Source organism: Microcoleus sp. Pol14D4 (assembly GCF_036701245.1).
In the GTDB taxonomy this organism is placed as follows: Bacteria; Cyanobacteriota; Cyanobacteriia; order Cyanobacteriales; family Microcoleaceae; genus Microcoleus.
On record NZ_JAUBQM010000113.1, the window covers coordinates 1 to 14,225 of the forward strand.

Below are 14,225 nucleotides of genomic sequence, written 5' to 3' on the forward strand. Positions count from 1 at the left end.
TCCCGGCAGACGTAGATTTTTGGCGATGGTGTACTGGTTGCGGAATTGCAACAGTTCGCTGAAGCTGGGATAGTCTCGATTTAATAGTTTAATGACAACTGGAAGCCGATCTATTTCTCGGCTGGCTCGATATACTAGGGTTCTCGAACCGCAGTATAATTGTTCAACCAGATCGTATCCTGAAACTCGGTTTGTCAAATCCACTGCGCTACTCCTCTGGATTACTCCATCTTAGACATTGACTCTTGTAACTAAGTATCAATAAATACTCCGCACAGTTTTTGGAAGGATACTACAAGCTTACGCGGGGCAAGGAGCATAAAAAAGTCGAATTAAATGTAAGTCTGGGGTAGAGCTGACTTACATTTAATTATCCACAGGGGCTGCGAAGTCAAGCGAGCATAAGCTATTGGGCTATATAAAAACTGTCCGAACTATTGTAAGTATACACTTTTATTGGTCGAGTCTGAGGAAAATAGAACTACAATATCCCCAACAGACCGACTCTACCGCTGTTATGATTTTTCACTTTTAAACAGAAAGATGGCGCTCTATCAAGATAGTCTTATACCAACTTCATAAAACAGTGCTACAGTTAGTAGAGGTGCATTTTGCAATTTAGTAGCCAAATAGAGGTCAAAACAGTGTCAGGAGTTGCCAAAATTGTAATTCGAGAGACCGCAGCAGAACTGAAAACTTTGCTGGGTCTAGAGAAAGATGCTGTGCGCCACGAAAAACTGCTGATTCTGTATTGGCTCAAAACCCAAAGAGTGGATAGTATCTTGTCTGCTGCGGTGCGCTTAGGTAAGCATCGTACCACCATACAAAGATGGTTGTCTAGCTACAGAACTGGGGGAATAGAAGAATTCTTATGCCAGAAACCTCGTCCGGGTCGACCCAGAATAATGAATCCCGAAATTGTAGAGAAATTATCAGAAGAGTTAAACCAAGTAGAAGGATTCAGTAGCTACAAAGAAGTACATCAATGGTTGACAAGCTGTTGTGACATTCCTGTGGCATATCGGACAGTGCATCAATGGGTAAGATATCGCCTTAAAGTCAAATTAAAAGTTCCACGTCCTGTGAGTGAAAAGCAGAAATCAGGAGCAGTAGAATAGTTAAAAAAAACTGCCAATCTTAATTAAAGCCAGTCTGAGTAAAAGTCAGAGCTTTTTCAAACAATGGAAAAAAAACGGTATTGGAGTCAAGACGAAAGTCGAATGGGGTTACATACAATTCAAAGAAGAAAGCTAACCGATTACGGCATAAAACCGCAAGGCAAAGTACAATGGGACTTTACTTATTTGTGGTTGTATGGTTCAGTAGAGCCGCTAACAGGAGCCAGTTTGTTTTATTTATGAGTTTAGTCATTTAGATACAGTGTGCTTTGAGAAATTTTTAGATCTTTTTGCTAGTGAGTACCCGGAGGATTTACATCTAATTCAAGTTGATAATGGAGGGTTTCATAACTCTTTAAATATCAGTATACCAGAAAACGTTATTTTACTATTTCAACCCGCCTACAGTCCGGAAGTAAACCCAATAGAAAGACTGTGGGGGTACATAAAAGAACAATTGAAATGGTTGAGATTTGAACAAATAGAAGAGTTAAGAGCTGCGCTGCAAAAAGAGTTAGAAAAGTTAACGAATCAAGTAATTGCTTCTTTGACGGGATGGAAGTTCATTTTAGAAGCCATATCTGTAGCAAGACTTTAAGAAAATGGTATTAGGGAGTATCTCAATGAAAGCAACCCAGCCAAAAATTGAAATTTTGAGGCAGGAGAGAGGAGGCAGAAGGCAGGAGGAAAGAAGAAGAAGGAAGGAGCCAGAAGAAGTGTTTTTACCAATATGAGATCTTCCCTAGTATTATCCTTTCATCGGCAATGATACAGTAAACTCCGTCCCTTTTCCAACTACAGAATTTACCTCGATTGTACCGCCGTGTTTCTCAACTACAATCTGCCGTGCGATCGCCAATCCCAACCCCGTGCCTTTTCCTACTCCCTTGGTAGTAAATAAGTGGTCAAAAATCTGACATTTTATCTCATCTGATATCCCTGGCCCGTTGTCAGAAATGCGAATCCCCACCCACTCAGAAGACTTTATTTCTGTGCGAATCGTGATGCAATGGGCTGGGGCTTTAATCTTCTCTAAACTCGGTTCCCGATGAGATTCTTCCAGTGCATCAATGGCATTAGCCAATATATTCATAAACACCTGATTTAATTGTCCGGGGAAGCAATCCACTGAGGGCAAGTTCCCATACTCTTTGACAACTTCAATCGCTGGACGCTGTTCGTTCGCTTTCAATCTGTGTTTGAGAATCAAAATCGTACTGTTAATTCCGTCATGAATATTGAAAGGAACTTTGTAATCTTTATCGGAGCGGGAAAAGGTACGAAGACTGGTGCTGATACCTTGAATGCGATCGCACCCGATTTGCATCGAATTCAACATTTTGGGTAAATCTTCTAAGAGATATTCGATATCGCTCTCTTCAGCTTTTTCTTCAATTTCCTCACCTGGATTGGGAAATTTTTCTTGATAGAGTTGCAAGTATTCTGTAATATCTTTGACGGCGGCGATCGCCTCATGAATATTGCCAGAAATAAATCCAACTGGATTATTAATTTCATGGGCAACTCCAGCCACTAAATTCCCCAAAGCCGACATTTTTTCGCTCTGCACTAATTGCAGTTGAGATTGTTCCACCTGGTGGGCGTAGTCCTGGGCTTGCTGATACAATCGCGCATTTTCTAGGGAAATGGCAGCTTGAGTGCAGAGGAAGTTGAGGACGAGGAGACGATCGCGAGTAAACACTCCTTTTGTCGAGCTATGTTCGAGATACAGTATCGCAACTAAGTTCCCGCGATCGAGAATCGGAGTACATAGCATACTTTGAGAGTGATACTGGAGCGTACAGTCATTCATTAAACCCGGAATATCGGTCTTGCCACCTTCAATAACCACAGTTTCCAGGGTGTGTTTGACATAATAAACCAGCTTGAGCGGAATCACCGCCGAGCCATTTAGATGTTGGGTTTGCAGCAGGGTTGTGGGTAACTGGTTATCTGGATTAATGTGAGTTATTGCCCGGATTTGCCATTCCTTCTGATGGGGGAGTAGCAAAGCACAAGTTTCGGCGCCCGAAGTTTTTAAAATAATTTGGTTGAGGGTGTCGAGCAATTCATCAAGCTGAATTTTACTGGATAAAGCTTGAGCAGCTTGCACAATAGATGCGAAATCTAAAGCATCGGAAATACTGGTGCTGCTATTACTGGAAGTCTGCGAAGAGTGGCTAATTGTTGCTAGCGTCTCTAGAGGATTAAAGCGGAGTTTAGGCTGATTCAGGATAGGCTGAAGTAATTGGGGATAGCGTTTTTCTAAATCTTCAACCTTGGCTAGTGCTCCCCAACGGGCATAACAGTAATACGCTTCTTGCATATAGCTGGCGGCGACTTTTTCTTTGCCCCATTCCCAGTAGAATTTGGCAGCTAATTCGTTGGCTAACGCTTCTTCTTGGAGATATTCGTTTTCTTTGGCTCCTTTAACTGCAAGGTCGTAGCACTCAATTGCCTCTTTGTATCGATCGAGAACACGGTAACGTTCGGCTTCCACCAGTTGCCACTTGTGCAAGTGATTCATCGGGGCATGAGAGGCCCATTGCTGTAACTTACCTTGATTTTCTTGCACTTGATGCAGTCGATCTTCCGACTGTGCAGTTGATTCTTCATGCTGTATAGCAAGTGCCGTTAGAGAATCGTAGAAGTAAAAGACAGGTTCGAGAATTGTTCCCATACATCTTGTCAGGTGTTGTCTGGCTCGATCCGCATCCTTTTGTGCCTTAACAAGATCTCCCAACCAGAAGTTCAATACGAATCTGTGGTGGTAAAAGATACACAACCGAAACATATCGTTGGATGCTTGCACCTGAGAAACCAATTCTTCCTCATAAGAATCTTTGCGTAAAGGAACCTCATCCTCCGAGCGCCCCAGAAGGATCAGAGCTGTTTCCCAGTAAATTAAATAATGCTTGGCTGTAGTGATGATGTTGAGGTCGCGCAAATGCTGGTGGTAGGCGCGAATTTGGGGTTCGAGTTCGTTCAGCGGTTTCCCTGACCACAAGGAATTCAAGGAAAACATTTGTACGAGGTATACAATGAATTCCAGATCGCCCGTTTCCACTCCCGCTTGATAGCCCTCCTGGAAAATTGGTAGCGTTTCTCTCACATGAGCAACGCAGTGATGAACGTATCCCGCAAATACATTAAAAGTTGCAGCTCGGATATTTTTGGCTTCTGGCTCTGATGCCAGGCGATAAGCTAATTGCCCAAACTGCTGCACCTGTGTTATCTCTTGCCACAGCATATTGAGTAGGAAGGCGTAGCTAACATAGCTAATCGGAGAAAAGAGACTATTACCAAATTGAATTGAAAGCTTGACCTGTAGTGCAACTACTAAGGGATAAAGCGGCGAACCTGTCAGGTAACACGAAGGCAGAATGCTATCAGCAATCTGCATAATGGCAAGCTTTTGAGCATCCGTCATCTTCGGCAGATGAATCAACGCATCAATCGAGCGATCGCCGATCAATGCGTTGATTTCCTGTCTCGCCTGCTGAATATCCTCGGTCGTTGGGCTATCAGGCAGGCTGACTCCTAGCAATTGAAGGACAGATTTACCTGTCGAGAGCGCCGCTAAAAATTCATTGCGGGAGTTCAATGACTGAATTTTTATTTGATAGATTTGCATCCGATCTAAGGGAGTTTTAGCATGGTTCAGCGTCGCTTCAATCCTTCGCTCCATTCCCTCAAAATCACCACACAACCAGGCAATCTCGGCAGCTAATTCGTGCAGGGATAAGGTCATTTCATATTGTCGCTGCCAAGCTTCAAATCCTAATAATGTCAGTCCGACTGTGGCATACTCGCGTGCGGCTTGATAAGCTGTGGCGGCTCTGGCTTTGCGGCAAGCTGTGAGGTTGAGTTGGCCTAAGTCGTCTCGTTCGGTTTGTTCAACAACAAGTGTGGTTCCATAATTTAACTGATTGACTAATTCAAAAATGCGTTCTTCTCTGGCTTCTGCTGAAATTTGTTGGAGGAGTAATTGCCCAATTTGATAATGGGCGATCGCGCGATCGCTTTCTGGAATCAAAGAATAAGCGGCTTGTTGGACGCGATCGTGCAAGAAGCGATAGGCAACGGTTTGAGTAGTCGCTTCAGAAATCGCCTGTTCTGCGCCTACATAAAATTTATAAACTTCACTTTGGGGAATAATCAGCTCTTCCTGTAAAGCTTTCCATAAAGCCGTTGCGGTTTCCGTCTCCGAACTCTCTGCAACAATTGCCAATGTTGCCAGATCGAACTGGTTGCCAATGCAAGCGGCTAATTTTAAAACCTCTTGAGTTGTTGCTGGCATTTTTTGCAACTGCTGCGCCATAAATAGTACCACATCATCAGTGAGCGCTGCCTCTCTCACTTTGCTAATATCGCACTGCCAATGTCCCGATTGGATCTCAAAACTAATCAATTCATCCTGATGCAAGGCTTTGAGAAACTGCGTTGAAAAAAATGGGTTTCCTTGAGTTTTTTGATATACCAATTCTGTCAGCGGTTGTGCCAAATTAGGCTCACAAACTAGCGTATCCGCTACCAATTGATTTAAACTGAGAAGGCCAAGCGGTGCTAATGTAATAGTGTTGAGTGTGGTTCCTGCCTTCCTCACCTCATCTAGGGTCAACATCAGGGGATGGCTGGGTGATACTTCATTATCCCGATAGGCTCCCAGCAGCAACAGATAACCCAATTGCGACTCATTGACGAGCAATTGCATTAACTTCAGCGATGCCGAATCTGCCCACTGCAAATCATCCAAAAATATCACCAATGGATGTTCTTTTGTGGTGAAGACAGCAATGAATTTGTGGAAGAGCAAATTAAAGAGGTTTTGAGCAGCAACCCCCGATAACTCCGGGGCTGGGGGTTGTGTTCCAATAATCCGTTCTAGTTCGGGAATGACTTCAATAATGACTTGTCCGCTGTCAGCGAGCGCTTCGAGAATTTTAGTTTTCCATTCTTGAATTTTGGCATCACTTTCACTCAGTAATTGTGCCATAAAATCGCGGAATGCCTGGACAAATGCCGAGAAGGGAATATTGCGGTTGAACTGGTCGAATTTGCCTTTAATGAAATAGCCCCGTTGCCGGACAATCGGTTTATGTACCTCGTTGACTACAGCCGTTTTTCCAATCCCGGAAAACCCAGCGACTAGCATTAATTCTGATGTGCCATTCGCCACGCGATCGAAGGCATTCAACAGAGTTTGGACTTCTGTTTCTCGACCGTAGAGTTTTTCAGGAATCAGGAAGCGATCGCATATATCCCGCGTTCCTAACTCAAAAGTTTCAATGTTTCCAGTTTCTTGGCACTGCTGCAAACACTTTTCTAAGTCATGTTTCAATCCCCAGGCACTTTGATAGCGTTTTTCCGCATTCTTCGCCATCAGCTTCATGACAATATCCGAAACTACCTGTGGGATTTCTTGGCTGTTTATTGCAGGAGGTTGTTTGGCTATATGGCAGTGAACCAACTCCATGGGGTCGTCACATTCAAATGGCAGTTTTCCTGTCAGGAGTTCGTACAAAGTAACTCCCAGAGAATAAAAGTCTGTGCGGTAGTCGATGCCTCGGTTCATTCGTCCAGTTTGTTCGGGAGAAATATAGGCGAGGGTTCCTTCTAAAACGTTGGGATTTTGAATTTCTTGAGTTTCTCTCGGCAGTAGGGAGGCGATGCTAAAGTCTATGAGTTTGACTTGTTTACTGTCGCGATGTATGAGGACGTTAGCTGGTTTAATATCTTTGTGAATGACTCGGTTTCGGTACAATCCGTCAAGGATCTCAGTTATTTGAATGGCAATTTCCAAGATTTCTGCTAGAGTCAGCGAGGCCTCTTGGGCGTAGTCTCGTAGAGAAATACCGCCAAAATCCTCCATCACTAGGGCATAGCTGTGGCGATAGGACTCTAAATTGTAGGGTTTAACAACTCCCGGCAGACTTAGGTTTTTGGCGATGGTGTACTGGTTGCGGAATTGCAGCAGTTCGCTGAAGCTGGGATAGTCTCGATTTAATAGTTTAATGACAACCGGAAGCCGATCTGTTTCTCGAATAGCTCGATAAACTAGGGTTCTGGAGCCACAGTATAATTGCTCAACCAGATGATATCCAGAAATTCGGTTTGTCAAATCCACTGCGGTACTCCTCTGGATTACTCTATCTCAGACATTGACTATTGTAACTAATTATACATTTTATTTGTTTGGTCTGAGGAAAATAGAACTACGAGATCCCCAAGAGACAGACTCTACCGCTCTTATTTTTTATTTTAAAAAATTTATCTATCAAGATAGTCTTATCCTTTCACTGGCAACAAAATTGTAAACTCCGTTCCTTCTCCCAATACAGAATTTACCTCGATAGTACCGCCGTGTTTCTCAACCACAATTTGACGAGCGATCGCCAATCCCAAACCTGTCCCTTTCCCCACTGCTTTCGTAGTAAATAAGTGATCGAATATTTTTTGTTTGACTGATTCATTCATCCCCCAACCATTATCAGCAATAATAATTTTCACGCGGTTATCTACTAAGGAGGTTTGAAGGGTAATGCGGTTGGGATTAGCCTTGATTTCTGCAAAACTTCGACCAGTATTTGATTCATCCAACGCATCGATCGCATTGGCGAGAATGTTAATAAATACCTGGTTAAGCTGTCCGGGGAAACATTCAATCGCCGGAAGATTGCCGTAGTCTTTCACTACTTCAATGGCAGGCCGGTCATCGTTCGCTTTCAATCGATATTTAAGAATTAAAATCGTGCTGTCGATGCCCTCGTGGATGTTAAAAGCAACTTTGTAGTCTTTGTCAGCTCTAGAAAACGTGCGGAGGCTCGTGCTGATACCTTTGATGCGATCGCAGCCCGATTGCATCGAGTCAATCATGTTGGGCAAGTCTTCGATCAGATAATCTAAATCAATCTCGACTGCATGATCGGCAATGTTGGCAGCAGAGGCTTGGCTGCGATACAAATCTAGATGTTCTGTTAAGTCTTGAACGGTGGATTTGGCTTCATATAAATTGCCGGAAATAAAACCTATGGGGTTATTAATTTCATGGGCAACGCCAGCAACTAAGTTTCCCAATGCTGACATCTTTTCGCTTTGAATCATTTGCAATTGGGTTTGCTGCAAGTCATGTAAGGCTTGTTCTAATTCTTGAGATTTTTGGATAATGCCGGCTTCGGCACGTTTGCGATCGCTAATATCCAACAATAATCCATCCCAAACCACAGTTCCATCCGCCTGTTGTTCAACTCGAGCTTCAGCGTGAATCCACTTGACAATCCCTGATGCTGTAATAATTCGTCCTGACCATTCCAAAGGAGTCAATGTTTGTATTGAGTCGAGAAGCGACTGCTCGTAACTGGCAGCATCATTTGGATGTATCATCTCCGTGAAAAAGTGCACATTGGCGATCGCCTGTTCTGGCGTGGCTTCCAACAAGTCGTAACACTCAGCACTGATGTAGGTCAGATATCTGCTTCGATCGGGAGTCCAGCAGGCTTGATAAACAACACCAGGAACATTATCTACAAGTTTCTCAAAGCGAGAGTTACTCTCACTCAATTTAGCGAATGACTGCTCTAGCTGTTGGGCATAGGTTTGTGACTGCTCGTAAAGTCGGGCATTTTCCAGGGAAATTGCCGCTTGAGCGCATAACAGATTGAGCAGTTCGACGCGATCGCTAGTAAAAGCTCCAGTGACTAAGTTATTTTCTAGATATAAAATGCCGATTAACTTGCCTTGATGCAAAATCGGGCTGCACAAGATACTCTTAGGTTTGTGTTGCTGAATGTAAGAGTCATTAATTAATTGCGGATACACGGTGGCATTAAAAATTACCGCAGGTTTTAAGCTGCGTTTGACAGTATTAATTAAGCCAATTGGTACATTCTGTGACTCTTCAACAGGCTGTGGATTAGTCAGCATTGAAGAAAAATAAACTTTAGCATTCTCATTGTTATCTAAGCTTAGCCTTGCTAATGCTCGAATCAGTAAATTATTTGACTCCTTCAGCATTAATACACAATTATCGGCTCCCGCATTTTCAATAACGATATGCAGCAACGATGAAAGCAGTTTTTCCAATTCGATTTCGCCAGAAAGAGTTTGAGAAGCTTTCATAATGGCAGCTAAATCTAAAGCCACAGAGATATTGCTACTGCTGGAAGTAGCGGAACTGGTGGATGAGACACTCCATAATCTAAAAATAGTTTCATTCGTGGACAAGGTAGAACGGGTTTGCTGTAATATGGGAGCAAGCAGTTGGGGATAGCGTTTTTCTAAGTCAATAATTTTGGCGGTCGCTCCCCAACGAGCGTAGCAATAGTAGGCTTCCTGCATATAAGCTGCGGCAACTTTTTCTTTGTTCCAGTCGAGGTAGAATTTTGCTGCTAGCTCATTGCTGAGTGCTTCTACTTGGATATAGCCGTTGGTTTTGGCTCCAGCAATAGCGCGATCGTAAGACTCAGCCACTTGCCAAGTTTGACTGAACTTGCTGGCTTTTTTTGCTTCTACTAGCTCATATTTATGTAGAAAATTTTCAGGGGCATGATTAACCCAAATCTTCATTTTTTGCTGGTTAGCATCCACTATTTTCAAGCATTCAATCTGTTGATTTTCCTCCAATTCCCGATATAGAGCTAGCAAAGAAAGTGAATAGTAGAAGTTATGTTCGCTGACAGCAAGTAATCCCGGTGCATTGCCAACATAAGATTCTGCTAATTTCAGGTAATTAATTGCTGCTTGATATTTACCGATCGAGTACGAAAACAAACCTCTAAGGACATACAAAAGAAAGAGAGGAGTAAAATTTTTACTGGCAATCAGGTCACACTCTAACTGTTCAGATTCTTGAAAATATTCAGGCAATTCCAACTTACTAAAGTCATTTTCCTGCAAATTCAAAATAGTCAGGCGACCGATCTGAAGAATCGTTGTAGCATATTGATGCTTGAGTTGCGTTAGAATTTGCAAATAATCGTCAACTTTCTTCTCCAGTTCAGGCAAATGCACTCCCAAAAACACCAGACTCACGCAATAATGAATAATTGAATATCCACCATTCTCTATGTCTCCAGTTTCTAAGCCGCTAGAAAATCCTTGCACGCCAATTGCTAAATCTATATTTTCTCGTGCAGGTTTTTTCCAGTGTCGAATGCAGTTGCCAAATATGTTCAAAATCTTTGCAGTACATATTTTAGCACCGACTTCTTCTATGATATCGACGGACATTTGACCCAATTGATAGCCCCACTCGATATCTTCCATCGTCGCACAAAGGATCATGCCATAAAGAGAATAACCATACGGTGAATACTTAGAATTACCGTATCGAACGGAGAGATGGAGAAATGTGTTAATAATAGCCATCATTAATTCAGGCCGTTGCACGTAAGCAGGAGCAGTTAAAGCCATCAAGAATTCCATTGCTGCTTCTTTATACGGATCGGTCATCAGAGGAAGATGGCTTAACTTCTCAATTTGAAGTTCCTCTTTTTGGGGGGGATTAGTTTCTAAATTGACGTTCAGTTCTTGCAGACAGGATAGCCCAACTTCGATCACTTCATGATACAGAGATTGTACGTTATACAACTGTAATTGGACGCGATATACGGGCACGCGGTCTAAGATCGAGGCTGATTTTTTGAGGATAAAAGCAATCAATTCTTCCGCTTGCTTGTAGTTACCATTGAGATATTCAGCTTCCGAAATACTTGTATAGAGATGATGTGTCAGTGCGTAGTTAGTTTCCCAACTCTCACTCGATAACAGGGTCTTACCTGTATTTAAATACTTGAGTGCTGCTTCATAAGCAGTAGCAACTTTGGCTTTTTCACCTGCCTTTAAGTTGAGTCGAGCAATCAATTCCCGTTCAGATTTTTCTTGCAGTAAGTTCACCCCATAATTAATCTGATTGAGGATGGTAAAAATATTCTCTTCGAGATTTTCAGAGGCGGTATTTTCTAATAAGAGACGACCAATTTTTAAGTGAGTCATCTGCTTTTGCTGTTCGGGAATCAAACAGTATGCTGCTTGCTGAATCCGATCGTGTAAAAACTTATAGTAACATTGTTGGGTGTTGGGGGTTGAATGTTGAGTGTCGAGTTCTAAGTTTTGATAAAACTTGTAGATTTCGCTCTGGGGTAAAATTAGTCCTTCTTGCAAGGCTTTCCACAACACTGTCGCTGTTTCTATTTCCGATTGTTCTGAAACAATTGCCAGTGTTGCTAAATCAAACTGGTTGCCAATGCAAGCGGCTAGCTTCAAAATGTTTTGCGTTGCGGTCGATAACTTTTGTAATTGCAATGCCATGAATTCTACAACATCATCGGTGAGTGCCAGCGATCGCACCTGCGCTACATCACACTGCCAGGAACTTATCTCCCAGTCAAATGTAATCAGCCCATCCTCATACAACGCTTTCAAAAATTGCGTCGTAAAAAACGGATTGCCCTTGGCTTTTTGATAGACTAACTGTGTTAAAGGCAGTGCCAGTTCGATCGCACAACTAAAAGTGTCTGCAATCATAAGATTCACGTCAGATTGACTTAACGGAATCAGCGCGATCGTGTTGACAATTGCCTTTGTTTTTTCGATTTCCTCCAACGCCAGCATCAGCGGATGGGCTGGAAAAACTTCGTTATCGCGGTAAGCACCAATAATGAATAGATAGCCCCCCTCTGCTTGACTCATCAACAACTTCATCAAACTGAGGGATGCTGAATCTGCCCACTGTAAATCGTCCAAAAACATCACCAGTGGATGCTCTGGCGTGGCAAACACTTTAATGAATTTCACAAACAGTAGATTGAAGCGATTTTGTGCCGCACTAGCAGCAAGTTCGATCGCAGATGGTTGTTTGCCAATAATTTCTTCTAGTTCGGGAATTACATCGATCAAGACTTGCCCATTTTCACCCAAAGCAGACAGAATTTTGGCTTTCCACTGTTCTAACTGAGCATCGCTTTCACTCAGCAGTTGCCCCATCAAATCGCGGAATGCTTGTACTAATCCAGAAAACGGGATATTGCGTTGAAACTGATCGTATTTGCCTTTGATGAAGTAGCCTTTCGATCCCACGATGGGCTTATGCACTTCATTGACAATTGCTGTTTTGCCAATCCCCGAAAAGCCAGTTACTAGCATTAGCTCAGATGCGCCATTGGCGACTCGTCCAAATGCTTGGAGTAGGGTTTCTATTTCCGCTTCTCGTCCATAAAGTTTGTCGGGAATGAGAAAGCGATCGCACAGATCCCGTCGCCCAATTTCAAAGTATTCAATCTGACCGCTTTCTTGAAGTTGAGTTAAACAATTTTCTAAATCTAATTTTAGTCCTAATGCACTTTGATATCTATTTTCAGCATTCTTGGCAATCAATTTGTTAACAATTTCTGAGATAACAGGAGGAATTTTTGAATTAATTTCATGGACTAATGGCGATGCTTTGGCAATATGACAATGGACGATTTCCATTGGATCGTTGGAGTCAAAAGGTAATTCTCCGGTGAGTAATTCGTAGAAAGTGATTCCTAAAGAATAAAAGTCAGTCCGATAGTCCAGTCCCCGATTCATTCGACCTGTTTGTTCTGGAGAAATATAAGCCAGTGTCCCTTCTAACACATTGGGATTGAGTAGTGTTTGTGTTTCTCTGGGTAGCAATGATGAGATACTAAAGTCAATTAATTTGATTTTTTTCGTTTCCGGATTGATGAGAATATTACTGGGTTTGATGTCTTTATGAATGATGCGTTCGCGATACAGTATATCTAAGGTATTGCAGAGGGCGATCGCGATCTGTAAAAACTCCCTCAACGAGAGTCGTTTTTTTCCTTTCAGTGCCCATTCTTGAAGAGAAATACCCCCAAAATCTTCCATGACTAACACATAGCCATTTTGGTAGACTTCTAGGCTATAAGTTTGAATAATCAGAGGTGAATTAAGATTTTTAGCAATTGTGTATTGATTGCGAAACTGTACCAGTTCGCTAAAGGTGGGATAGTTGTTTTTTAGGAGTTTTATGACGACAGGTAATTGGTCTGATGTACGGATAGCTCGATATACTAAAGTCCGACTTCCTGAATAAACTGTTTCAAGAATTTGATAGTTAGGAATTTGAACGGTTGTGGGAGAGTTGGTGTTTTGGTGAGAGTTATTCATGACCGTTTTTATTTGAGAATTGATGGGTGAGTCATGGGTTAAATGAGTCTGGATGCTAGGGAAAATTAACGGTTTTATTTTGCCGCAAAAGGTAAAGTGATGATAAATTCAGTTCCTTCTTCTAGTATCGAGTTAACGTGGATGGAACCGCCATGTTTTTCTGTAACGATTTGTTGAGCGATCGCCAATCCTAACCCCGTGCCTTTCCCTACAGCTTTCGTTGTAAATAAATGGTCAAAAATCTTTTGTTTGACTGATTCACTCATCCCTTGACCATTATCAGCAATGGTGATTTTTACCTCTTGATTGTCCGCGGAGGTTATAATTTTAATCCGATTAGGGTTAGCCTTGATTTGGGCAAAAGTCCGCCCAATATTTGACTCATCTAAGGCATCGATCGCATTGGCCATAATGTTCATAAACACCTGGTTTAGCTGTCCGGGGAAGCATTCGATCTCGGGAATATTGCCGTAGTCTTTCACTACAACGATTGCGGGTCGCCGATCGTTGGCTTTCAATCGATATTTGAGAATTAAGATCGTGCTGTCTATGCCCTCGTGGATGTTGAAGGGCGCTTTGTAGTCTTTGTCAGCTCTAGAAAACGTGCGGAGGCTAGTGCTGATACTTTTAATGCGATCGCATCCCAGTTGCATCGAGTCGATGATTTTGGGCAGGTCTTCGATAATATAGTCTAAATCGATATCTTCGGCATGGTCGGCAATCTCTGTTTCTAGGGCGCGATCGCGATAGAGGTTGAGATGATCCACTAAGTCTTTAACTGTGGACTTAGCTTCATTCAAATTGCCCGCAATAAAGCCGATAGGGTTATTAATTTCATGAGCAACGCCAGCAACTAAGTTTCCCAAGGCCGACATCTTTGGGTGCATCTCAGTTTGGCAAATACATCAAAGTGAAAGTTGACCGTTGAGATAAGCACAGCGAAGAGCAAGGATA

General features: G+C 42.5%; 4 protein-coding genes and 2 pseudogenes. 2 read left to right on the plus strand and 4 right to left on the minus strand.

Translation table 11 applies throughout. The features are described from left to right. Positions 1–204, minus strand: a pseudogene (locus QUA33_RS25810) (serine/threonine protein kinase); the annotation flags it as partial. A 440-nt stretch (positions 205–644) separates the two neighbouring features. Between QUA33_RS25810 and QUA33_RS25815 the strand changes: the two are divergent. Together QUA33_RS25815 and QUA33_RS25820 are read left to right on the plus strand one after the other, a co-directional pair. Beyond that, on the plus strand, positions 645–1,118 hold the full coding sequence (locus QUA33_RS25815) for a helix-turn-helix domain-containing protein (RefSeq protein WP_333152354.1): 474 nt from the start codon (positions 645–647) through the stop codon (positions 1,116–1,118). A 262-nt stretch (positions 1,119–1,380) separates the two neighbouring features. Then, entirely contained in the window at positions 1,381–1,716 is a 336-nt protein-coding gene (locus QUA33_RS25820; protein WP_333152356.1) for a transposase, read from the plus strand. A 150-nt stretch (positions 1,717–1,866) separates the two neighbouring features. Here QUA33_RS25820 and QUA33_RS25825 read toward each other — a convergent pair whose 3' ends face one another. From QUA33_RS25825 to QUA33_RS25835, 3 genes and pseudogenes are all read right to left on the minus strand, one after another. Next, the gene (locus tag QUA33_RS25825; RefSeq protein ID WP_333152358.1) at positions 1,867–7,245 is read right to left on the minus strand and encodes an AAA family ATPase; all 5,379 of its coding nucleotides are present in this window, start codon (positions 7,243–7,245) and stop codon (positions 1,867–1,869) included. A gap of 161 nt (positions 7,246–7,406) precedes the next feature. Further along, positions 7,407–13,271: an AAA family ATPase gene (locus QUA33_RS25830; protein ID WP_333152361.1), complete on the minus strand. Its 5,865-nt coding sequence runs from the start codon at positions 13,269–13,271 to the stop codon at positions 7,407–7,409. A gap of 74 nt (positions 13,272–13,345) precedes the next feature. Next, positions 13,346–14,149: pseudogene (locus QUA33_RS25835) on the minus strand (sensor histidine kinase); the annotation flags it as partial. Between the last annotated feature and the right edge of the window lie 76 nt (positions 14,150–14,225).